This window comes from Sphaerisporangium rubeum (assembly GCF_014207705.1).
In the GTDB taxonomy this organism is placed as follows: Bacteria; Actinomycetota; Actinomycetes; order Streptosporangiales; family Streptosporangiaceae; genus Sphaerisporangium; species Sphaerisporangium rubeum.
The window spans coordinates 3,162,648-3,184,998 of record NZ_JACHIU010000001.1 but is presented as its reverse complement, the minus strand read 5'-3'; the positions used below and the strand labels follow the sequence as shown (position 1 = coordinate 3,184,998).

General features: G+C 73.3%; 22 protein-coding genes. 4 read left to right on the top strand and 18 right to left on the bottom strand.

What is annotated here, in order from left to right; genetic code table 11:
* Positions 1-55 precede the first annotated feature (55 nt).
* Positions 56-829 (bottom strand): IclR family transcriptional regulator, encoded by a 774-nt coding sequence (locus BJ992_RS13705; RefSeq protein WP_184980982.1) that lies wholly within the window; start codon positions 827-829, stop codon positions 56-58.
* Between the two features lie 103 nt (positions 830-932).
* On the opposite strand from BJ992_RS13705, the gene BJ992_RS13700 reads away from it, so the two are divergent.
* Genes BJ992_RS13700 through dmpG form a run of 3 tightly spaced genes read left to right on the top strand, consistent with a single transcriptional unit; the run spans position 933 to position 3,663 of the window.
* Complete coding sequence (locus tag BJ992_RS13700; protein WP_184980980.1) at positions 933-1,727, top strand: 2-keto-4-pentenoate hydratase; 795 nt, start codon at positions 933-935, stop codon at positions 1,725-1,727.
* Positions 1,724-2,620 (top strand): acetaldehyde dehydrogenase (acetylating), encoded by an 897-nt coding sequence (locus BJ992_RS13695; RefSeq protein ID WP_184980978.1) that lies wholly within the window; start codon positions 1,724-1,726, stop codon positions 2,618-2,620. Before BJ992_RS13700 ends, BJ992_RS13695 begins: the two co-directional genes overlap by 4 nt.
* Positions 2,617-3,663, top strand: coding sequence for a 4-hydroxy-2-oxovalerate aldolase (gene dmpG / locus BJ992_RS13690; RefSeq protein WP_184980976.1), 1,047 nt, complete (start codon positions 2,617-2,619; stop codon positions 3,661-3,663). Before BJ992_RS13695 ends, dmpG begins: the two co-directional genes overlap by 4 nt.
* Before the next feature lie 45 nt (positions 3,664-3,708).
* On the opposite strand, the gene BJ992_RS13685 is transcribed toward dmpG, so the two are convergent.
* The 9 genes from BJ992_RS13685 to BJ992_RS13645 are packed head-to-tail and all read right to left on the bottom strand — an operon-like array spanning position 3,709 to position 11,153.
* Entirely contained in the window at positions 3,709-4,122 is a 414-nt protein-coding gene (locus BJ992_RS13685) for a RidA family protein (RefSeq protein WP_343072645.1), read from the bottom strand.
* The gene (locus BJ992_RS13680; RefSeq protein ID WP_343072644.1) at positions 4,119-4,871 is read right to left on the bottom strand and encodes a 2-keto-4-pentenoate hydratase; all 753 of its coding nucleotides are present in this window, start codon (positions 4,869-4,871) and stop codon (positions 4,119-4,121) included. Before BJ992_RS13680 ends, BJ992_RS13685 begins: the two co-directional genes overlap by 4 nt.
* Positions 4,868-6,388, bottom strand: a complete 1,521-nt coding sequence (locus BJ992_RS13675; RefSeq protein WP_246496629.1) for a 2-hydroxymuconic semialdehyde dehydrogenase — start codon at positions 6,386-6,388, stop codon at positions 4,868-4,870. The genes BJ992_RS13680 and BJ992_RS13675 overlap by 4 nt, the downstream gene beginning before the upstream one ends.
* Positions 6,385-6,639 carry a EutN/CcmL family microcompartment protein gene (locus BJ992_RS13670; RefSeq protein WP_184980974.1) on the bottom strand — a complete coding sequence of 85 codons (255 nt, stop codon included), beginning with the start codon at positions 6,637-6,639 and terminating at the stop codon, positions 6,385-6,387. The genes BJ992_RS13675 and BJ992_RS13670 overlap by 4 nt, the downstream gene beginning before the upstream one ends.
* A complete protein-coding gene (locus tag BJ992_RS13665) occupies positions 6,636-6,965 on the bottom strand; it encodes a BMC domain-containing protein (RefSeq protein WP_184980972.1) in 330 nt (109 codons plus the stop codon). Before BJ992_RS13665 ends, BJ992_RS13670 begins: the two co-directional genes overlap by 4 nt.
* A 34-nt stretch (positions 6,966-6,999) precedes the next feature.
* On the bottom strand, positions 7,000-7,284 hold the full coding sequence (locus BJ992_RS13660) for a BMC domain-containing protein (protein WP_246497236.1): 285 nt from the start codon (positions 7,282-7,284) through the stop codon (positions 7,000-7,002).
* A gap of 44 nt (positions 7,285-7,328) precedes the next feature.
* Complete coding sequence (locus tag BJ992_RS13655; RefSeq protein ID WP_184980968.1) at positions 7,329-8,159, bottom strand: DODA-type extradiol aromatic ring-opening family dioxygenase; 831 nt, start codon at positions 8,157-8,159, stop codon at positions 7,329-7,331.
* Positions 8,152-9,141 (bottom strand): DODA-type extradiol aromatic ring-opening family dioxygenase, encoded by a 990-nt coding sequence (locus tag BJ992_RS13650; RefSeq protein ID WP_184980966.1) that lies wholly within the window; start codon positions 9,139-9,141, stop codon positions 8,152-8,154. Before BJ992_RS13650 ends, BJ992_RS13655 begins: the two co-directional genes overlap by 8 nt.
* On the bottom strand, positions 9,138-11,153 hold the full coding sequence (locus tag BJ992_RS13645) for a hydantoinase B/oxoprolinase family protein (protein WP_184980964.1): 2,016 nt from the start codon (positions 11,151-11,153) through the stop codon (positions 9,138-9,140). The genes BJ992_RS13650 and BJ992_RS13645 overlap by 4 nt, the downstream gene beginning before the upstream one ends.
* A gap of 107 nt (positions 11,154-11,260) precedes the next feature.
* On the opposite strand from BJ992_RS13645, the gene BJ992_RS13640 reads away from it, so the two are divergent.
* On the top strand, positions 11,261-12,058 hold the full coding sequence (locus BJ992_RS13640; RefSeq protein WP_221474801.1) for an IclR family transcriptional regulator: 798 nt from the start codon (positions 11,261-11,263) through the stop codon (positions 12,056-12,058).
* 7 nt (positions 12,059-12,065) lie between these two features.
* Here BJ992_RS13640 and BJ992_RS13635 read toward each other — a convergent pair whose 3' ends face one another.
* The 8 genes from BJ992_RS13635 to BJ992_RS13600 form a co-directional block, all read right to left on the bottom strand.
* Positions 12,066-13,682, bottom strand: coding sequence for a thiamine pyrophosphate-binding protein (locus BJ992_RS13635; RefSeq protein ID WP_184980960.1), 1,617 nt, complete (start codon positions 13,680-13,682; stop codon positions 12,066-12,068).
* Positions 13,679-14,434, bottom strand: a complete 756-nt coding sequence (locus BJ992_RS13630; RefSeq protein ID WP_184980958.1) for an enoyl-CoA hydratase/isomerase family protein — start codon at positions 14,432-14,434, stop codon at positions 13,679-13,681. Before BJ992_RS13630 ends, BJ992_RS13635 begins: the two co-directional genes overlap by 4 nt.
* Positions 14,431-15,753, bottom strand: a complete 1,323-nt coding sequence (gene purB / locus BJ992_RS13625) for an adenylosuccinate lyase (RefSeq protein ID WP_221474800.1) — start codon at positions 15,751-15,753, stop codon at positions 14,431-14,433. Before purB ends, BJ992_RS13630 begins: the two co-directional genes overlap by 4 nt.
* A 200-nt stretch (positions 15,754-15,953) precedes the next feature.
* Positions 15,954-17,486: a class I adenylate-forming enzyme family protein gene (locus tag BJ992_RS13620; protein ID WP_184980956.1), complete on the bottom strand. Its 1,533-nt coding sequence runs from the start codon at positions 17,484-17,486 to the stop codon at positions 15,954-15,956.
* Entirely contained in the window at positions 17,483-19,498 is a 2,016-nt protein-coding gene (locus tag BJ992_RS13615) for a hydantoinase/oxoprolinase family protein (protein ID WP_184980954.1), read from the bottom strand. The genes BJ992_RS13620 and BJ992_RS13615 overlap by 4 nt, the downstream gene beginning before the upstream one ends.
* Positions 19,499-19,527: 29 nt before the next feature.
* Positions 19,528-20,343 (bottom strand): ABC transporter permease, encoded by an 816-nt coding sequence (locus BJ992_RS13610; RefSeq protein WP_184980952.1) that lies wholly within the window; start codon positions 20,341-20,343, stop codon positions 19,528-19,530.
* Positions 20,333-21,172, bottom strand: coding sequence for an ATP-binding cassette domain-containing protein (locus tag BJ992_RS13605; protein WP_184980950.1), 840 nt, complete (start codon positions 21,170-21,172; stop codon positions 20,333-20,335). Before BJ992_RS13605 ends, BJ992_RS13610 begins: the two co-directional genes overlap by 11 nt.
* Positions 21,169-22,137 carry an ABC transporter substrate-binding protein gene (locus tag BJ992_RS13600; RefSeq protein ID WP_184980948.1) on the bottom strand — a complete coding sequence of 323 codons (969 nt, stop codon included), beginning with the start codon at positions 22,135-22,137 and terminating at the stop codon, positions 21,169-21,171. Before BJ992_RS13600 ends, BJ992_RS13605 begins: the two co-directional genes overlap by 4 nt.
* Between the last annotated feature and the right edge of the window lie 214 nt (positions 22,138-22,351).

Below are 22,351 nucleotides of genomic sequence, written 5' to 3'. Positions count from 1 at the left end.
GCCGCCGGTCCCTGGAGGGGCCGGCGGCTGCCGGACGTCCGGCCACCTGGCCCGATCAGCGCGCGGCGTCCTCGCGGCCCGGCACGCTGAGGGCACGGGACAGGGCCAGGGCCGCCGTGTGGACGGCCGGGGCCGTGTGACGGGTGCGCATGTGGGTGCTCCAGCCGGAGACCGAGAGCGCGGCGAGCGCGGTGCCGTCGGGGGCGAGGACGGGGCTGGCGGCGCAGACGATGCCGGGGCCCGACTCCTCACGGTCGTAGGCCACGCCGTCGGTGCGGATGCGGTCGAGTTCGCGGGTGAGAACGCCTGGTGCGGTGAGGCTGCGTTCGCTGACGCGCGGGAGGCCGCGTTCCAGGACGGCGCGCACGGTGCTCTCGGGGGAGAAGGCGAGGATGGCCTTGCCGACGCCGGTGACCACGGCGGGGAGCCTGCCGCCGACGCGTGAGGGGAGGTCGGGGCCGCCGGGGGTGGGGAGGATCTCGACGTAGACGACCTCGTGGCCCTCCAGGACGGCGAGGTGGACGGTCTGCCGGGTGGCCTCGCGCAGGTCGGACATGTACGGCAGTGCGGCGTCGCGGAGGACGCGTTGGCGGGGGACCTTCTGGCCGATCTCGAACAGGGTCAGGCCGAGGCGTGTCCCGGCGCCGTGGCGTTCGAGCAGACCCGTCTCGGCGAGGTCGGCGGCGATGCGGTGCGCGGTGGACTTCGGCAGGCCGGTGCGCCTCGCCAGCTCGGCCGGGCCGAGGCCGTCGTCGTCGGCGCGGAAGGCCCGCAGCACCGCGACCACCCGCCGCAGGTAGGTGCTCTCGTCGGTGGCCTTGGGTGACATGGCGTCAATTTACCTGCCGCGTCCCGTCACGTGGGACGGCGGTGTTGCCGGGCCGGGTCGTGACGCGCCAGGGTCCGACATGGAGGACGACGAAAGGAAGCCCATGGACGCGAGTTCCGTGGAGAAGGCCGCGGCCGCGTTGCTCGACGCGTACGCCACGCGCACCGCGATCGCACCGCTCACGGTCACCCATCCCGGCATCACGCTCGCCGACGCGTACGCGGTCCAGCTCGCGCAGGTGGACAGGTGGACCGGCGGCGGAGAGGTGATCAAGGGCCACAAGGTGGGTCTGACCTCGGCCGCCATGCAGCGCCAACTGGGGGTGGACCAGCCCGACTACGGGCACCTGACCGGCTCGATGTTCCATCTGGACGCGGCGCCGATCGACACGGGCCGGTTCCTCCAGCCGCGGATCGAGCCGGAGATCGCGTTCGTGCTCGGCCGTCCGCTGAAGGGCCCCGGCGTCACCGCCGCGCAGGCCGTGTCCGCGGTGGACTTCGTGCTGCCGTCGCTGGAGATCATCGACTCGCGCATCGCGGACTGGAAGATCACGCTGGCGGACACCATCGCCGACAACGCCTCCAGCGGCGGCGTGGTGCTCGGCACCCGGCCGGTCCGGCTGGACGCGCTGGACCTCGCCATGGCCGGCTGCCTGCTGCACAGGAACGGCGTGCTGGAGCAGACCGGCGCCGGTGGGGCCGTGCTCGGCTCGCCGGTCAACGCGCTGGTGTGGCTGGCCAACACGCTCGGCGAGCGCGGGGTCAGCCTGGAGGCCGGCCACGTCGTGCTGCCGGGGTCGATCACCGCGGCGATCCCGGTGACCGCCGGGGACACCGTGACCGCGACGTTCGCCGGCATCGGGTCGGTCACCGCGCGCTTCGCCGGGGAGGCCCGGTGAGCCGCCTCAGCGCCGCCATCGTCGGGCCCGGCAACATCGGCACCGACCTGCTGGTCAAGCTGCTGCGCGGCGACGTCGTCGAGGTCCACTCCATGGTGGGGGTCGACCCCGCGTCCGACGGCCTGGCGCGGGCCCGTGACCTCGGCGTCCCCGCGTCGGCCGAGGGGGTCGACTGGCTGCTGGCGCAGGACCGGCTGCCTGACCTGGTGTTCGAGGCGACCTCGGCGAAGGCGCACCTCGCCAACGCGCCGCGGTACGCCGAGGCCGGGATCACCGCGATCGACCTCACCCCCGCCGCCGTGGGCCCGTTCGTCTGCCCCCCGGTCAACCTGGACTCGCTGTCCGGTGTGCCGAACCTCAACATGATCACGTGCGGCGGCCAGGCGACCATCCCGATCGTGCACGCCGTCTCGCGGGTCGTGCCGGTGTCCTACGCCGAGATCATCGCCTCCATCGCCTCCCGCTCGGCCGGCCCGGGGACGCGGGCCAACATCGACGAGTTCACCGAGACGACCGCGCGTGCCATCGAGCAGGTCGGCGGGGCCGCGCGCGGCAAGGCCATCATCATCCTCAACCCGGTCACCCCACCCATGATCATGCGGGACACCGTGTTCTGCGCCGTGCCGGCCGACGCCGACACCGAGGCCGTCACCGCGTCGGTGCACCAGATGGTCGCCGAGGTCGCCGCCTACGTGCCGGGTTACACGTTGCGCGCCGAGCCGCAGTTCGACCCGCCGCGCGACATCTGGAACGGCATGGCGCGCGTCGCGGTGTTCCTGGAGGTCCGCGGCAACGGCGACTTCCTGCCGCCGTGGGCCGGGAACCTCGACATCATGACCGCCGCGGCGGCCCGCGTGGGTGAGCGGCTGGCAGAAAGGGAGGTGGCCGCGTGACCGCCACGCAGGACACCGCGCCGAAGCGGATCAGGATCACCGACTCGACGCTGCGCGACGGCAGCCACGCCATGGCGCACCGCTTCACCGAGGGCCAGGTGCGCGGCGTGGTGCACGCGCTGGACCGCGCCGGGGTGGAGGTCATCGAGGTGACCCACGGCGACGGCCTCGGCGGCTCGTCGTTCAACTACGGCTTCTCCCTCGAGGACGACATCTCCCTGGTCGCCGCCGCGGTGGACGAGGCCACGCAGGCGCGGATCGCCGTGCTGCTGCTGCCGGGGCTCGGCACGGTGGAGGACCTGCGGCGGGCTCAGGGGGCCGGCGCGTCGGTGGCGCGGATCGCCACCCACTGCACCGAGGCCGACGTGTCGCTCCAGCACTTCGCCGCCGCGCGCGAACTCGGCATGGAGACCGTCGGCTTCCTGATGCTGTCGCACCGGATCGGCCCCGCCGAGCTCGCCGCACAGGCCCGGATCATGGTGGACGGCGGCGCGCAGTGCGTGTACGTGGTCGACTCGGCCGGCGCTCTGGTGCTCGGTGAGGCGCAGGACCGGATCACGGCGCTGGTCGCCGAGATCGGCCACGAGGCGCAGGTCGGCTTCCACGGCCACCAGAACCTGTCGCTCGGCGTCGCCAACTCCGTGCTGGCCGCGCAGAACGGCGCCAGGCAGATCGACGGCGCGCTGTGCGCGCTCGGGGCCGGCGCCGGCAACTCCCCCACCGAGGTGCTGGCGGCCACGTTCGAACGGCTCGGCATCCCCACCGGCGTGGACGTGCAGGGTGCCCTCGCCGCGGCCGAGGACGTCGTCAAGCCGTTCCTGCACCGCCTGCCGTTCGCGGACCGTTCGTCCATCACGCAGGGGTACGCGGGGGTGTACTCCAGTTTCCTGCTGCACGCCGAACGCGCCGCCGAGCGGTACGGGGTCCCCGCGCACGAGATCCTGCAGCGGGTCGGCGAGGCCGGGTACGTCGGCGGCCAGGAGGACATGATCATCGACGTGGCGCTGCAGCTCGTCGCCGAACGCGAACGCGCCGCCGTCTGAGAGGCGCCGGTGGGGGCCGCGGCGCGGCCCCCTTCCGGTGGCTTCTCAGTCCTCCGGCAGCACCGCGATCGCCTGCATCTCGATCAGCAGGTGGGGGTGCGGTAGCTGGTGGACGGCGACGGTGGTCCGCGTCGGCCCCGACTCGTCGAAGTACCCGGCGTAGACCTCGTTGTAGCCGCCGAAGTCGTTCATGGAGACCAGATATGTCGTGACCTGCGTCAAGTCGGGGAGATCGGCGCCGACGGAGCGCAGGATGTCGCGGATGTTCTCGATCACGGCCCGGGTCTGGACGCGGATGTCCAGGTCGGTGGTGCCGAGCGCGTCCACGCGCGCGCCTTCGATGGTGTCGTCCGGCCGGCGGCTGCTCGTCCCGGAGACGAACACCAGCCGGCCCGCGACCTTGACGTGCGGGAACCTGCCACGGGGGGTCGCCTTGCCGGGGACCAGGCCGCCGCTCACGGCACGGCCGTGAAACCGGCGGAGCCGAGGCCCGCCACCCGTGCGCGTACGCGGCTGCCGGGCCGTACCGGGACCGCCGCGGTGGCCGCGCCGGCGAGCACGATGTCGCCGGCCGACAGGCGCAGCCCGCGCCGCGCGGTGAGGTCGAACGCCTCCGTCAGCGCGCGCAGCGGGTCGCCGAGGATGGCCGCGGTGGAGCCCTTCTGCGCGGGCTCGCCGTCGATCTCCAGCACGACGTCCAGATCGTCCAGCGGTCCGGTGAGCGGGACCCAGGGACCAACGACGAACGCGGCGGCGGAGGCGTTGTCGGCGATCACCTCCGGCACGGTGAACCGGAAGTCGACGTACCGCGAGTTGATGATCTCGATGGCCGGGGCCACCGCCTCGACCACGGCGGCGGGATCCGCACCGGGCCCGGGGGCGCGTGCGAGCCGGAACGCGATCTCGGGCTCGGCGCGCGGGTGGATGTGCGCGCCGACGCCGAACGTGCCGCCGTCCTCGACGCGCATGGCGTCGGTGAGGCGGCCCCAGATCATCTCGTTCACCCCCATCTGCCGCATCTTGGCCTCGCTGGTGAAGCCCATCTTGACCCCGGCCGGCCGCTCACCCCGCGCCAGCCGCAGCCCCACCGACGCGGCCTGCACGTCGTAGGCCGTGTCCAGGTCCAAATCCGGCCGGTCGGCGCGGCCCGGTACCGGGGTGGCGGTACGGGCCGCCTCGTCCAGCAGTGCCGCGAATTCGCTGATCACGTGGTCTCCCCCAGGTCGACGCAGACGTTGGTGAGCTCGGAGTAGAAGGCGAGGGAATGCGTGCCGCCTTCACGGCCGACGCCTGATGCCTTCACCCCGCCGAACGGGGTGCGCAGGTCGCGGACGAACCACGTGTTGACCCAGACCAGCCCGGCGTCGAGGACCCGGCCGGCCTGGTGCGCCGTGGTGAGGTCACGCGTCCACACGGTGGCGGCGAGGCCGTACTGACTGTCGTTGGCCAGCGCGAACGCCTCGTCGGCGTCGTCGAACGGCGCGATGTGGCACACCGGCCCGAAGATCTCCTCACGGTTGGTCCTCGCATCGGGTCCGAGACCGGTGAGCACGGTCGGCCGGACGTACGCGCCGCCGTCCCGCGCGTCGCCGAACACCGGCACGTCGCCGCCGGTGAGCACCTGCGCGCCTTCCTCACGGGCCAGCCGGTAGTGACCGAGGACCTTCTCGCGGTGCGCCGCCGAGATCATCGGCATCATCACGGCCGCCTCGTCGGCGGGCCACCCGAACGACAGTTCCGCCGCGCGCCGGGCCAGCCGCTCGGTGAACTCCTCGAACACCGGCCGCTGCACGTACAGGCGCTCGGTGCACAGGCACACCTGGCCGCCGTTGGTGAACGACGACCGCACCGACCCCTCGACGGCGGCGTCGAGGTCGGCGTCGGCGAACACGACCCCGGCGTTCTTGCCGCCGAGCTCGAACGACACGGCCTTGACCCCGTCGGCCGCCGCGCGCATGATCGCGCTGCCGGTCGCCGACTCGCCGGTGAAGGTGATCGCGTCCACCCCGGGGTGCCGCGTCAGGTGCTCCCCCGCCGATCCCGGACCGAAGCCGTGCACGAGGTTGAACACCCCGTCCGGCACACCGGCGGCGGCCATGACCTCGGCGAGCAGCGTCGCCGACCCCGGGGTCTCCTCCGACGGCTTGACGACCACGGCGTTGCCGCAGGCGAGCGCCGGTGCGACCTTCCAGGTGAGCAGCAGCAACGGCAGGTTCCACGGCACCACGATCGCCACCACGCCGGCGGGTTTGCGCACCGTGTAGTTGAGCGCGCGTCCCCCGGCCGGCGTCACCGTGGTGAACGTCTCACCGGGGGTGGCGGCGATGATGTCGGCGAACGCGCGGAAGTTGGCCGCGCCTCTCGGGATGTCCAGCGTGCGGGCCTGCGTGATGGACTTGCCGGTGTCGGCGACCTCGGCCGTGACCAGATCGTCGAACCTGCGCTCCAGCTCGGCGGCGATCCTGCGGAGCACGGCGGCGCGCTCCTGCTCGCCGGTCCTCCCCCAGGGGCCGCGCAGCGCCGCGCGGGCCGCGGTGACGGCGGCGTCCACCGTGGACGCGCCGGCCTCGGCCACCCGCCAGATGACCTCGCCGGTGACGGGGCTCGCCTTCTCGAAGAACCCCTCGCCGGAGACGAACCGGCCGCCGACGTAGTTGCGCAGCTCGCCGGCGGGCCCGGCGCGGCGGCCGGCCATGAGCCCCGGATCGAGGGTGGTGACGGTCATCGCGTGCCTCCCGGGGCCGGGTCGGCGACCAGTGCGACGACGGCGGCGTCGCAGGCCGGCTCGCCGGTGGCCGCGGCGGCCGCCTCATCGGTCGCCACCAGCACAGTGGTCCCGATGCCGGCGTTGAGCAGGTCGACGGCCACCCGGTCGGGGCCGGCGGGCCGCTCACGGACGAGCACCAGCCGCCGTCCCCGCAGGGACTCAAGGACGCGGTCGGGCCAGACCTTGCCGACCACGTCGGCGATGATCACCGTGCCGCTCCGGGGAGCCCGGCCATGACCTCGCGGATCCGCGACGGCTGGGGGTCGTCGAGCAGCGCGGCGGTCACGGGGTCGGGCTTTGGGTAGACCTGCGAGCTGCGCAGCTCGCCGTGCTGCCGGATGGCGGCCTCACCGGCCGCGACGGCCTGGCGCACGGCGGCCAGGGTGCCCTGCACGGCCGCGGCGAGGTAGCCGCTGGTCACGCGCTCCACGGCGACGCACTGCACGTCCGCCGTCTTGATCATGGCTTCGATCCCGGCGGACAGCGCCACCACGCCGCGGGTCTCGACGATGCCGATCGCCTTGTCACTGGACATCGTGATCTCTCCTTCTTGCTGGAGCGGGTCCCCGCTAGCTGCCGAGCAGCCGGGGGTCCACGGCGAGCGCCGAGACGGCGTCGCACGGGCTGGCGAAGACGATGGAACGGACCGAGCGGCCCGCCTTGGCCGCGGCGACCTGCTCGCCGAGGTCCACCGCCTCCTCGACGGTGGCGAGGTCACCACGTACGGCCACCGCGACGATGCCGCCGCCGAGCCGGACCACGCCGGTCACCTCGACCTCGGTGGCCTTCACCATCGCGTCCACCGCATCGAAAATCGGGACGAAGCCTTCGGCTTCCACGAATCCCGCCGCCATGTTCGGCACTGAACCTCCAGGAGTGTGTTGTAGGGATCGCCAGATCAGGTCAGGTTCCAGGACAGGACCGCGCCGCCGGTCCCCCACACCGGGCCGTAGGCGTGCAGGTGTGCCGGTCCACAGGCGCCACCGGCGCCGTCGAGGAAGGCGAAGGCGCGGAACTGGCTGTCGGCGAGGGCCTGCCGCGCGAAGTCCTCGCGCAGCGCGAGCGCCTCGTCGGTGCGGCCCTCGGTGAGCAGGCCGAGCATCCGGGTGTTCCACCGGTCGTGCGCGGGGTCGGCGATCCGGTCCTCACGCGGCTCGATCCACTGCTGGATCAGCCCGGACGACAGGCCGGTGACCACGACCACGGCGGCACGCAGCCCGGCGTCCCGCGCGGCCCGCGCGCCGGCCGCGCCGACCTCGGCGAGGGTCTCCGGCCCGGCGTACAGGTTGCAGGAGACCTGCGCGAGCGGCAGCTCGTGGCGCGGGTCGAGCAGCGCGGACGCCACGATGAGACCGGTGTCGATGGGGAACCCGGCGTAGCGGGTGCGGCGGGCCTGCATGCCGCGCGCGTCCACGGCGCCGGCCCACCGCTCGGTGAACGGCACGTCGAACCGCAGGTCGTACTCCAGGTGACCGTAGTCGTAGGCGTACCAGTTCTCGTCGGTGTGCCGGCCCGACACGCGCGGGTCGCACTGGAACTGGTGGCCGAGCACGGTGAACCACTGGGTGGACAGCAGCAGCACCACGTCGGGCCGCAGCGCGCGCAGCCGGTCGCCGACCTCGCGCGCGGCGCCGGCGAGCTCGGCCCACGAGGGGGCCTGGTCGGCGGCGAGCAGGTGCGGCATGCCTGGCAGCATCGCGGCGGCGACGACGCCGGCCGGCTCAGCCATGGTGGTCCTCCTCAGGTGTCCACTCGACGACGGCGTTGCCGGTGCCGATGATCGTGCCGTACCCGAGGACGTCGCCGGGGACCCGCGGCCAGCCCATGGCGGCGAGCAGCCAGGTGAGGCTGCCGGCCTTGGTCTCCGAGGCGGTGGCCTCGATGTGCTCGGAGATCAGCTCCTTGAGCGGCGCGGTGGGGCCGCGCCTGATGGCTTCGAGCAGCTTCATGTCCCAGCGGTACTGGTGGTTGTTGTAGGGGTGCTCGCGCTCCATGTCCTCGGGGAGCTCGGGTTCCTCGTGCCAGTGCAGGTGCGACAGCGAGTTGGACCCGAGCAGCACGGCGCGGCGGCCGGTGCGCTCGACGGCGCGGCGGGTCGCCTCGCCGAGGACCTCCATGTCGCCGAGCGACGCGTCGGAGTAGAAGTAGGGGTTGTTGTTGGCCGACAGCGACACCACGGGGATGTCCCAGTCGGGGTTGACCATGTGGAGCGCGCCGATGGTGGCGTAGTCGACCCGCACATCGGGGTCGCGCATCCGGCTGGTGACGAGGCCCAGGCCCTCGGCCTCGTCGGCGATGGCCTCGGCCAGCGGCACGTCGGTACGGAAGTCGTAGTGGTAGCGGAACAGGTGCGGGAAGATCGGCTCGACCGAGACGCCTTTGGGGTTCGGCGCGCAGTTGACGTGGTGGCCGACCATGGTGATCCAGTGCGGCGCGTGCACGATCAGCGTGTCCGGCCGGTGCACCTCCTTGATCCGCCTGCGCAGCCGGTCGTAGGCCCAGCGCAGCGTCTCCCAGCCGCCTTCGGAGCGCGGCTCGTTCTGCGGCGGGTTCTCGGCGTACACCAGGTGCGGCGGATGAGGGCTGAGGTAGCCGGCCACGATCCCGGCGCGGCCACGGGACGACGGCACGGACGGGGACGGCGTGGTGGCGGGGGCCGGCCTGCGGCCGTGGGTGCCGCCGGGTGCGGGGAGCCGGAAGACCTTGCTCATCGTGCGCCTCCTGTGCCGGGGTCCGCGAGCACCCGGACGTCGGCGGGTTCCCCCTCGCCGAGGCCGAGGATGCGCAGCGCGTCGTCGTCGAGGGTGATCAGGCCGGCCGGCACGCCGGGGTCGTGGCCGATCCAGGCGCGCAGCGGCGCGGGGTTGCGGCCGTGCAGTTCGACCAGGGTGCCGTCGGCGAGCCCGCCGCCGGGGGCCGTGCGCGCGAGGCGCCGCCTGCCGCGTACGCCGGTGTAGGCGGGACGGTCCCCGCCGGCGACCGGCAGCCGCCGGCGTGCGGCGCGCGACTCCTGCCTGGCCTGGCCGGTCGCGGTCGCGTCGGGTTCGCCGCCGGTCAGCACGACGCCGTAGCGGTCGCGCGCCGCGGCCTCGTCGAGGTAGCCCTCGGCCACGTCCGCGGCGACCGCGGCTGGGTCGCGGTCGAGGGGGTCGCCGAAGCCGCCACCGCCGGCCGACTCCATCACCAGCACGTCGCCGCGCCGCATCGGGTACCCGGCGACCTTGCCGGGGGTGTCGAAGTCGATCCGCTCGCCGTCGCGCAGGATGTGGGTGCCGGTGGGGGCTCCGGGGCCGCCGAGCGCCAGGCCGTACGGCGGGACGGTGGTGCGGTCGGTCTGCACCGAGTAGGAGCCGGAGCCGGCGAGCAGGCGGGTGGCTCTGCGGGTGCCGAGGCCGCCGCGGCGCAGGCCGTCGCCTCCCGAGCCGGGCCGCAGCTCGCACGCCTCCACCAGGATCGGGATCTCGCTCTCCAGGCGTTCCACCGACTGGATGGTGGAGATGTCGCCGAGGTCGACCGGGTTCATCGCGCTCGGGCCGTCGGACTCCAGGTAGCCGCCGTTGCCGCCTGCCGGGTAGTCGTAGTACAGGTAGGGCCGTCCGGCGTCGACGCCGCCGATGAGGTTCTGGAACGTCGTGCCGAACTGGTCGGCGGCGACCAGGTCCGGCGCGACCTGGCTGAGTGCCGCCATCACCGCCGAGATGACGCGTTTGCGCACCTCGCTGTGCGCGTTGGCCGGCGCGGGGTAGGTCACGTGCACGACGGTGCCGGGGTCGGTGACGACGGTGAGGGGCCGGAACGCGCCGTGGTTCACCATGCCGCCGGGGTCGAGCGCCGACTTGACGGCGATGAAGACCCCGGCGGTGGTCATCGCGAGCGAGGAGTTGACGACGGCGGCGACCTGCGGGGAGGAGCCGCGGAAGTCGGCGGTGATCTGGTCGCCTTCGACGGTGAGCGCGCAGCGGACGAGCGCGGCGTCGTACCGTCCGTCGGTGTAGAGGTCGAGGTAGTCCTCGTAGTGGTAGGTGCCGTCGGCGAGGTCGCCGATCCGGTCGCGCAGGCGGGCCTCGGTGCGGGCCATGTTGGCCGTCACGCAGTCGAGCACCGCGTCCGCGCCGTACCGCTCCACCATCTCGCGCAGGCGGCGCTCGGCGGTGCGGCAGGCGGCCACGCACGACGCGAGGTCGCCGCGGCGCTCGTCGGCCATGCGGACGTTGGCGAACAGGATGCTGTACGCCGCGGCGTTCTCCTCGCCGGCCTCCATCAGGCGGATCGGCGGCACGCGCATGCCTTCCTGGAGGATCTCGGTGGCCTGGCCGGAGACGCTGCCGGGGGTCATGCCGCCGATGTCGGCCCAGTGCATCCGCACGCAGGGGAACACGAACAGCTCGTCGCCGACGAACACCGGCGCCATGAGGGTGACGTCGTTGAGGTGGCTGCCGCCGCGGTAGGGGTCGTTGACCATGTAGAGGTCGCCGGGACGCATCCCGGCGCGGAAGTCGGCGAGGATCTCGGCCACGGAGGCCGGCATCGCGATCACGTGGCCCGGCATGTCGCGGCCCTGCGCGACCATCTCGCCGCCGGGGCCGAACAGCGCGCAGGAGAAGTCCTGCGCCTCGGCGATGACCGGGGAGTGCGCCGTGCGGAAGATGGTCTGCCGCATCTCGCGGACAATCGAGATCAGACCCTCGGTCACGACCTCCAGATCGATCGGGTTCAGCGTCATACACGGCCTCACAGGGGTCGTCCCGGCGGTTGCGGATTCCTAGTTGTTTCATAATGTGGGTCTAGCTCTATAATATGAACCATACCAAAGAGAGGTGGCGCACAGACATGACGGCCGAACCGGTCAGGGACTCCGGCACGCAGGCGCTGGACCGGGCCCTGAGCATCCTGCTGGCCTTCCACCGGGACACCCCCGAGCGCAAGGTCAGCGACGTGAGCAGGGAGCTCGGCCTGCACAAATCGACGGCGAGCAGGCTGTTCCGCGCGCTCACCGACGCCGGATTCCTGCGGCGCAACGAGGAGACCGGCGGCTACCGGCTCGGTGTCACGGTGTTCGACCTCGGCGCGCGTTACCTCGCGGGGCTCGACGTGCACGCCATGGCCCGGCCGTTGCTGCGCGAGCTGGCCGAGCGGACCGGCGAGTCGGTGAACCTCGCGCTGCGCGAAGGCATGGACGCCATCTCCATCGACGTGGTCCCCGGCACGCACACCTTGCAACTGGTGTCGCGGCTCGGCCGGCGCATCCCGTTGTGGTGCAGCGCCGCCGGCAAAGTCCTGCTGACCGACCTGGACGACGACGCGGTCCGCGCGCTGCTCGCGCCGGCGAGGTGGACCCGGCTCACGCCGAGCACCGCCGGTGACATCGAGGAGTTCCTCGGCATGCTCGCCGAGGTCCGCGAGCGCGGCTGGGCTCTCAACGACCAGGAGAGCGAGGAAGGGCTGCGCGTCATCGCCGTGCCGGTCCGCGACCGGCACGGGGCCGTCACCGCCTCGATCAGCGTCTCCGGGCCGATCTTCCGGCTCACCGACGACCGGGTCAAGGAGCTGGTCTCCGCCGCGACCGTCACCGCCGGTGAGCTGTCGGTCCAGCTCGGGTACGGAGTCGGCGACATCTGGGGCAGCTGACCCTCGCTCAGAAGTGCCGCTGGACCACACCACGCGCCACCTTCACCTGCATCAGCACCGGACCGGCCGGCGACGCGTCGAAGGCCCGCTCGGCGGACTCCGCGTCGCACACCACATGCGCCGGTACGCCGAGCGCCTGCGCCACGGCGGCCAGGTCGCGTCCCGGGAACGTCGCGAGACCGGTGTCCGCGCCGCGCGGCGCGAGTTTGCGCACCTCGGCGCCGTACGCGCCGTCGTCGAGCACCACGACGAGGACCGGCGCGCCGGTCCTCGCCAGGGTGTCGAGCTCGCCGAGCACGGTCAGCAGGCTGCCGTCCCCCTCGAACACGACGACCGGCCGGCCGGGCCGTCCCACGGCGGCGCCGATGCCGAACGGCACCCCGACGCCGATGCTGCCGAAGTCCCACGGCGCGACGAAGGCCCGGTCCACGGCGGGTGAGTCGAGGAACAGGTTCGGCCATCCGCCGAACTGGCCGACCCCGACGACCGTCGTGCGATCGCGCGGCAGCCGCCTCGCGCAGATCTCCATGAACGCGCGCGGGTCGATCCTGCCGTCCTCGGCGGCGTACGTGATCCCGGCGAACGGGCCGGCGGACGCGATCCGCGCCGCCAGCTCCTCGGTGCGCCACAGCGGACGTCCACCGGCGGCCGTCTCCGCGCGCAGGGCCCGCGCCGCCGTCGCGGCGTCGCCGAGCACGGCGATGTCCACCGGCCAGCGCGCGCCGAGCGCCTCGGCGGAGCGGTCCACGGCGGCCAGCGTCGCGCGGGGGAACAGCGCGCCGTGGTCGGTGGTCCACCGGTTGACGCCGGCGCCGAACGCGGCGACGAGGTCCGCCTCGGCCAGCACCTCACGGGTGAGCGGCCTGGCCAGGCCCCCGGCCACGCCGAGGTGGTAGGGATGTCCGGCGAACAGGCCGGCGGCCATGACCGTGGTGGCGAGCATCGCGCCTGCGTGGTCGGCGAGCTCCACCAGTTCGCCGCGCGCGGCCTCGGCCCCGCGTCCGGCGAGCAGCACCGGACGGCGCGCCGCGCGCAGCGCGTCCGCGAGGCGGGCCAGGCCTTCGGGGTCCGGTGGCACCGGTGGCGCGGCGGACACCGGCCGGCGAGCGGCAGGCAGCAGGCCGGCCGGGTCCACCTCGGTGTCCTGCAGGTCCATGCCGGCGTTGAGCACGACCGGCCCGGGGTGCTCGGCGGCGGCGCGCAGCGCGCGTGCGGTGTCGCGGCGGACGGTGCGCGGCGCCGCGACCGTGATCTCCCGGCCGGCCGTGGCGCGCGCGAACGGCGCCTGGTCGAAGTTCTGCACGTGCAGCGGGTCCTCGGCCGGGGTGTCCCCCGCGACCAGCAGCAGCGGGGTGCGCGCGTGCCGCGCGACGGTCAGCGCGTTGCCTGCGCTCGCCAGCCCCGGCCCCTGAGTGACGGTCGCGACACCGGTCCTGCCGGTCACGCGCGCGTACCCGTCGGCCATCATCACCGCGCCGCCTTCGGTCCGCGCCGCCACGTACCGCACGCCGTGCCGTTCGACGAGGTCCGCGATCAGGAACATGTTGGCGTCACCCATGAGGCCGAAGACCGTGTCGACGCCGTGCGCCACCAGCTCGTCGGCCAGCGCCTCGTAGGCCCTCACCGGCCCCCCTTGGGGTAGGCGCCGCCGGGACGCAGGGCCACGCCGAGCGCGCCGAGGTAGGGGTCGGCGGCGACGGCCTCGAAGCGGGGGCCCGCGAGCCGCGCGGCGCGTTTGGTCATGGCCCGGCCGAGCGGCGGGTCGGCGAGCAGCCGGTCGACGAGCCGCGCGGCGGCGCCGGCCAGGCCGTCGGCGGGGACGACCGACATGACGAGGTCGTGCCGCAGCAGTTCCTCACGGTCGAGGCGGTCCCCCAGCATGACCCAGCGTTTGGCGCGGTCGGCGCCGGCGAGGTCGGCGAGGATCGCCATGCCGCTCCAGGTCAGCGGGATGCCGAAGCTCACCTCGGGGAAGGCGAAGAACGTCGTGGCGGCGGCGATCCGCAGGTCGGACGCCAGACCGAGCACGGCGCCTGAGCCGATGGCCGGGCCGTTGAACGCGGTCACCGTGGTCTGCTCCAGCCGGTGCCAGCGTTCCACCAGGTCCGCCGTGCGGTGCTGGACGCGCAGCGTGGTCGCCGGGTCCAGCTTCGCGAGCTCGTCCAGGTCGGTCCCCGCGCAGAACGCCGGGCCCTCCCCGGTGAGCAGCACCACCTCGACGCCGTCCGCGCGGCCGAGCCGGTGCAGGACGTCCTCGAAACAGGCGAGCATGTCCAGGTCGAACGAGTTGCGCCGCGCCGGCCGTGCCAGCGTGACGGTCGCCACCCGGTTCTCGACGGTCAGCGTGACCGTCGGCCGCGCGTTCTGTGCGTTCATGGGGTCTCCGAGTCGAGCAGCGCGCGGTCCACCAGGGCCGCGGCGTGGCCTACGTACGAGAGCGGGTCCAGCAGGCGTTCCAGCTCGCCGGTGTCGAGGGCCGCCGTCACCTCGGGGTCGGTCCGCAGCATGGCGGCGAAGGGGATGTCACGTTCCAGCCCTTCGCGCACGATCCGGTGCACCAGGGAGTGGGCCCGTTCCCTGCCGAGGCGCGGGGCCAGCCGGAGCATGACGGCCTCCGACAGCACGAGGCCCCCGGTGACGTCCAGGTTGGCGCGCATCCGCGCCGTGTCGACGTGCAGACCGGCGACTACCTCGATGAGCCGTTCCAGCGCGCCGCCGATGAGGATGAAGCACTCCGGCAGCAGCTTCCACAGGGTCATGCCGACCCCCATGTCGCGGTCGTCCTGCGCGACCATCGCGCCGAACGCCACCGGCACCTGCGCGCGCAGCGTCGTCGCCGCGGCGATCACGGCCTCGCATCTGATCGGGTTGCGCTTGTGCGGCATGGTGCTGCTGCCGACCTGACCGTCCCCCTGCGGCTCCCCCGCCTCGCCGATCTCGGTGCGGCCGAGGAAGTACACCTCTCTGGCGAGTTTCTCGGCGGTCGCGGCGATCAGCGCGAGCACGGTCACGCACTCGGCGAACCGGTCCGGAGCCGAGTGCCAGGGGACCCGCGCCGGGGTCAGCCCGAGCTCGCCGGCGAGCGCCGCCTCCAGCGCGAACGCCTTCGGCCCGTACCCCGCCATGGTCCCCGCCGCGCCACCCATGCTGGTCACCAGCAGCCGCGGCGTCATCTCGGCGAGCCGGTCGCGGTGCCGCTGCAGTTCGCTCTGCCACACCGCGCACCGCAGGCCGAACGTCGTCGGCAGCGCCTGCTGGCCGTGGGTGCGGGCCGCCATCGGGGTGTCGCGGTGGCGCAGCGCGAGCCGCCGCAGCAGCCGGACCAGCTCGCCGACCTGCCGTCCCACGATGTCCAGGCCCTGGCGCGCGCGCAGCACGAACCCGGTGTCCATCACGTCCTGCGTGGTCGCGCCGAGGTGCACATAGCCCCCCGCTTCCTCCCCGCACGCCTCGGCCAGCGCTCTGACCAGCGGGACCAGCGGATGCACGGTCCGGCGCGCCGCGGCACGCAGCGCCGTCAGGTCCAGCCGGTCCACCCGCGCCGTCGCGGTGATCCGGTCGGCGGCGGCGGTGGGGACGATCCCGAGCCCGGCCTGCGCGCGGGCCAGGCCCGCCTCCACGTCCAGCCACGACTGCATGAGGCCGCGGTCGTCGAACACCGCGCGCATCTCGGCGTTGCCGAAGAAGCTCGTCACCGTCAGCGAGTCCAGGAAACAGGACTCCAGGCCCCCCGCCGTGCCGCACGTCCCGAAGGCCCCGCACGCGCCGTGGTCACCCGCGCCGCAGGTCCCGTGGTCCGCTGTGCCACAGGTCCCGCGGGTACCGCAGGCGCCGTGGTCCGCTGTGCAATGGGTCCCGCCGGCCATCCGGCCTGCGGTGCCGTAGGTGCCGGATGTCACGAGGCCTCCCCTTCGAGGATGAGCGTGGCCGCGCGGCCGTCGACCTTGCCTGAGGGCAGGAGGGGGAGCTCGGGGACGAAGGCCAGCCGGGTCGGCAGTTTGTGCCGGGCCAGGCGGCCGGCCAGCTCCACCATGAGCCGCGCCGGGTCCACGGGCCTGCCGGGCTCGGCGACGACCAGGGCCGCGACCTCCTCACCCCAGCGGGGGGACGGCACCCCGACGACGCAGGCGCGCGCGACGCCGTCGCAGGCGGTCAGAGCCGCCTCGACCTCGGCGGGGGCGACGTTCTCCCCGCCTTTGATGATCAGCTCCTTGAGTCTCCCGGCGAGCGTGAGGACGTCCCCGTCCAGGCGTGCCAGGTCGCCGGTGCGCAGCCAGCCGCCGGGGATGAACGTGGCGGCCGTGGCGGCGGGGTCGTCCACGTAGCCGTCGGCCAGGCAGCCGCCGCGGACGAGCAGCTCGCCGTCCTCGCCGTCCGGCAGGGGCTCCGTGCCGCCGGGAGCGGTGACGATGGCGGTCAGTTCCGGCAGCACCCGGCCGGTCGTCCCCGGCGGCACGGAACCGTCGCCGGGGTCGACGCTGATGGTCGGCCCCGCCTCGGTCTGGCCGTAGACGATGGCGAGGCGCTCCAGGCCGAGGGTGCGGGTGACGCGCTCGCGGAGCGCGGCGTCGCACGGCGCGCCGCCAAGGTAGCCGAGCCGCAGCGAGGAGACGTCGAAGCGTCCGGGCTCGGCGGCCAGCCGTTCGCACAGCATCGTGGCCATCGTCGGCACCATCTGCAGCACGGTGCCGCGGTGCCGCTCGATCTGCGCCAGCACGTCGTCCGGCCGGAACCGGCGGACCGACACCCACAGCGCGCCGGTGACGAGCGCGAGCACGGCCCCGCTGCCGAGCCCCGCCGCGTGCGCCAGCGGCAACGGCGACGCGACGACGTCGCCGCCGCCGATGCCGGCCGCCGCCGCGGTCCATCCGGCGTTGCGCACCAGCGCGCGCGACGACAGACCCACCATCTTCGGGGTCCCGGTGGAGCCCGAGGTGAACTGGATGTTGAGCAGCGCGTCCGGATCGGCGGCCGGGGCCGGGACGGGACGGCCGAAGCCCTGCAGGCCGGTCAGCGCGTCCGGCCCGGCGTCCTGGTCGAACGGGGTGACCCGGACCGGCAGCCGCCGGGCCCGCGCGGTGACGTCCTCGCCGCGGATGCGGGTGGCGGCGAGCAGCAGGCCGGCGCCTGAGCGGCGCAGGCCTTCGGTGAGGTCGCCGTCGCCGAGCCCCGGATGCAGGGTGACCAGCGTCGCGCCGCGCCAGGCCGCCGCCGCGAGCAGCACCAGCCACGGCAGCCCGTTCTCGGCCCACACCGCGACCCGGTCCCCCGTGCCGACCCCTTCCGCGGCCAGGGCCGCGGCGGCGCCGTGGGCCAGTCCGGCGAACTCCCCCACCGTCAGCGGGGCCGCGAGCTCGGGAAAGGCGAACTGCGGCCGGTCCGGTTCGCGAGCGGCGCGTTCCAGCAGGATCCGGTCCAGCGCGGTCATGAGCGGACGAGCAGCAGGTTGCGGTCCCCGTCGACCGTCGCGGTCCAGCCGGCGCCGACGACCGTGGTGCTGCCGCTCTCCCTGACCACGGCCGGTCCCTCGAAGGTGGTGCCTTCGGCCAGCGCGGCCCGCCGCCACACCGTCGCCTCGGCCCAGCCGTCCGCGCCGTAGATCCGGGACGGCTCGCCGCTCGCGGGGGCCGCCGGGTCCGGCGGCGGGAACGTGACGTCCGGCTCGGCGCCGAACGCCGTGACCCGGCAGTTGACGATCTCGGCCGGGTGGCCGCCGCGCACGTAGGAGTACCGTTCGGCGTACGCCGCGTGGAAGGCCTCGACCAGCTCGTCGGCCGTGGCCGGCAGTTCGGCCACCGGGACCGCGAGGTCGAAGCTCTGGCCGCGGAACCGCATGCCGACGCTGACCGCGAACCCGATCTCACCGGGGTCCAGGCCGTCCTCGGTCTTCATCTGCTCGCGTGCCGCCTCGCGCATCTCCTCCACCAGGGACCGGACGACGTCGAGGCCGGCGTCGTCGGCGGCCACCAGAGCGGTGCGCACGTAGTCGTGCCGGGCTCTGGCGGTGACGAAGCCGAGCGCGGAGAAGTTGCCGGGGACCGGGGGGACCAGCACGCGCACGATGCCGAGTTCGTCGGCGAGCGCGGTGGCGTGCATCGGCCCGGCGCCGCCGAACGGCATCAGCACGAAGTCACGCGGGTCGTGGCCGCGTGCCACCGAGATCTCCTTGATCGCGCTGGTCATCTTGATCGTGGCGAGCCGCAGCACGCCGTACGCCAGCTCGACGTCCCCGACGCCGTCGAACTCCTCAGCCAGCCGTCCCATGGCGTCGCGGGCCGGCTCGGTCCGCAGGCCGACCTCGCCGCCGAGGCTGGCGCGCGGGTCGAGGTGGCCGACCAGCAGGTGCGCGTCGGTGATGGTCGGCTCGGTGCCGCCTCTGCCGTACGCGGCGGGGCCGGGGGTGGAGCCGGCGCTGCGGGGACCGACGCGCAGCTCGCCGCCGACGTCGCGCCACGCCACCGAGCCGCCGCCGGCGCCGATCGTGTTGATCTCCAGCTGGAAGGTCTTGTTGGGGTACCCCGCGATCTGGCCGTGGTTGGTCATCAGCGGCGCGCCGTCCTTGATGAGGCACACGTCGGTGCTGGTGCCGCCGATGTCGCAGGTGATCACGTTGCCGAAGCCGGCGCGCGCCGCGACGTGGACGCTCGCGGCGACGCCGCCCGCCGGTCCCGACAACGCCAGGTTGATCGGCAACCTGCGGGCCTGCTCGGTGGACACGACGCCGCCGCTGCTGGTCATGATGGCCAGCGGCCGGGTGTAGCCGCCGTCGGCGAGCGCGCCGCCGAGACCGCCGAGGTACTCGCTGACGGCGCCGCGCACCGTGGCGTTCAGCACCGTCGTGGTGAACCGCTCGTACTCGCCGTGCTCCGGCACCACGTCGGAGGAGACGCTGCACACGACCGACGGGTACCGCTCGGTGATGCGGCGCGCGGCGGCGTGCTCGTGCTCGGGGTTGCGGTAGGAGTGCAGGAAGCACACGGCCACCGCGCCGGGTCCCGCCGCGGCGATCGCGTCGGCGGCCCGGTCGAGGTCGCCGAGGTCGAGCGGCACGCTCACCGTGCCGTCCGCCATGATCCGTTCCTGCACGGCGTGGCGCATGCGGCGCGGCACGAGCGGCGGCCGGGGCGGCTCCTTCACGCTGTACAGGCGGGGCCGGTGGCCGAGACCCATCTCCAGCACGTCGCGGAACCCCGCCGTGGTGATCACCGCGACCGGCTCCCCCGAGCCTTCCAGCAGCGCGTTGGTGACACGGGTGGTGCCGTGGACGAACCGGCCCGCCGCCGCCAGGTCGACGCCGATCTTGGCGAGACCCTCGACGATGGCCCGCGCCGGGTCCGCCGGCGTGGACAGCGTCTTGGCCTCCCGCAGCCGCGCGGTGGCGGGCTCGTACACGATGACGTCGGTGAAGGTGCCACCGATGTCGACCCCGATGAAGAACATGTGACCCTTTCGTGTGCCGGCTTCGCGAGTCAGCCGTTGACGCCGTAACGGCGCAGCGTCGCGCGGGTGAGCGCGCGCAGCACCCAGTCGAAGAGGTAGCCGAGGACACCGAGCGCGATGATCCCGACGAACACCCATTCGGTCTTGGCGTAGTTGCGCGCCGTCCAGATCAGCGACCCGAGACCGGTCTGCGCGGCGACGATCTCGGCGGAGACGATGGTGAGGAAGGAGTTGCCCATGGCGAGGCGCGCGCCGGTCACCGCGTACGGGACCGTCGAGGGGAGCACCACGGACACGAGCGTGCGGACCGGGCCCGCGCCGAGCGAACGCGCCGCGCGCAGGCGCAGCTCGTCCACCGCGAGCACACCGGCGAGGGTGTTGAGCGCCACGATGAAGACGCTGGTGTAGAAGATCAGCGCGATCTTGGAGGACTCCCCCGGGCCGAGCCAGATGATGGCGAGCGTGACGAACGCGATCGGGGGGACGAACCTGAAGAACTGGATGTAGGGGTCCAGCATCAGGCGCAGCCACTGGATGCGGCCCGTCAGCAGCCCCACCGGGACGCCGACGACCACGCCGAGGGCCCAGCCGGCGAAGATGCGGCCGGACGACGCCGTCATCGCCTGCCACAGCGTGCCGTCCTTGATCAGCTCCACGGCGCCGTCCCACGTCAGCTTCGGCGACGGCAGGAAGAACGACGTGTAGTTCATGCTGACGAGGTTCCAGATCAGCAGGCCGAGCAGCACCGACACGACCGGGTACACGAACCCCGGCACCCGCCTGCGCCGTCCCGCGCGGCCCGGCGGCGCGGACAGCTTCGGGGTGGACTCCAGGTCAACCGCCATCAGGTCCTCCGGTTCCCGGCATGTGGCCGTCGTCCAGCCCTTGCGCGCGCAGCGTGCGGGCCACCTCGGCGCCGATGTCGTCGCGCAGGTCCCGGTACAGCCGCGCGCAGGCGGGGTCGGTCAGGTCGCGCGGACGCGGCAGGTCCACCGGGTAGATCTCCTTGATCCGCGCGGCCGGTCCGGCGGTCATCGTGACCACCCGGTCGGCGAGCAGCAGTGCCTCGCCGATGTCGTGCGTGACGAACACGATGGTCTTGCCGGACGCGCGCCAGATGCGGTCCAGCTCCACCTGCATGACCTGCCGGGTCTGCGCGTCGAGCGCGCCGAACGGCTCGTCCATCAGCACCAGCGACGGCTCGTTGGCCAGCACCCTGGCGAGCTGCACGCGCTGCCGCATGCCGCCGGACAGCTCGCCCGGCATCTTGTCGGCGCTGTGCGCGAGGCCGACCATCGCGAGGTACCGCTCGGCGAGCTCGGCCTGGCCGGCCTTGGGGACGCCGCGCATGCGGGGCCCGAACATGACGTTCTGCCGCACGGTGAGCCAGGGGAACAGCGCCTCGCCGCTCTGGAAGACCACACCGCGCGACACGTCGGGGCCGCCGACCGGAGTGTCGTCCACGAGCACCTGCCCCGCGGCCGGCGGCACGAAGCCGGCGACCGCGTTGAGCAGGGTGGACTTGCCGCATCCGCTCGGGCCGAGCAGGCAGACGAACTCCCCGGCCCTGATGTCGAGGTCGGCGCCGCTGACGGCGGCGAAGTCCCCGAAGCGGATGTCGACCGCCTGGATCCGGATCCCGGAGCCGGGCCGCGCCGTGGCGCCGGTCGTCACGCCACTCCCCGGACGAGGACCGAATCGACGTCGACCGCCTTGTCCACGATCTTGTTCTCCTGCTGGAACTTCGCGATCTCGCCGTAGTTGGCGACGTCCTCGTCGGTGAAGTCCCTGACCTTGCACTGGACGCCGTCGAGCAGGGTGACGGCCTCGGCGGCCGGCACCTTGATGGCCTGCTCGGTGGCGGTCCCCGCGGCCTGGGGATCGGAGGTGATCGTGTCGCAGGCCTCGGCCAGGACGTCCACGATCTTCTTGGCGGCGTCCTTGTTGGACTCGTACCAGGCGCCGTCCACGTCCAGGACGAGGTTGTAGGTGTAGCCGATGTCGCCGCTGGTGAGGAGGATCTTGCCGCCGCCGGCGACCCCGCGGCTCGGCCACGGCTCCCACATGATGTAGCCGTCGACGTCACCGCGCTCCAGCAGCGCCGGCATCTCGGCGGGTGAGGCGTTGACGAACGTCACGTCGTCCTTGGCGATGCCCTTGGCCGACAGCACCTTGTTGGTGGCGAACTCGTTGACCGTCCCCTTCACCACCCCGTACTTCTTGATCTGCGTCACGTCGCCGATGCCTTTGCGGGCCACGAGCTTGATGAAGCTCGGGGACTGCGAGAACACCGCCAGGGCCTTGATGTCGCCGCGGGTGGCCCGGTTCAGCAGGCTGGACTCGGTGTTGGCCGCCACCTGTCCCTGCTTGGCCAAGATGGCGTCGAGCCCTCCCGTGCCCTCCTGGTACTGCATGACCTTGACGTCCAGTCCCGCCTTGGTGAAAAGGCCCTCCTGACTCGCCAGGTAGAACGGCGAATAGGCTGGGTCGACCCCCACCCCGAGGCTGATCTGCTGCCCGGCGGTGGCAGTGGCGGCGTCCGCGGGCTCGTCCCCGGCCTGCTTGTTGTCAGCGCACCCCACCAGCAGACCGGCCGCCAGCAGCGCCACCGCTCCAACTCGCCAATTCCGCACCGTCATGGACTTTCCTCCCACCAACTGGACCATATTGTGGTTCTAGTTCCTCATAGTGGGACGATATCGCTTCGCCTTTTCGCGCGTCAAGAACGGACATCGAGGGATGTACGGTCCGCATGTGCATGTCACGCAAGAAAACCGGCACATGACGAGGGCCACGACGGCCGCCGGGACCACCGCGGAGACAAGGAACGGCCGCCGACCGGGATCTCTCCCG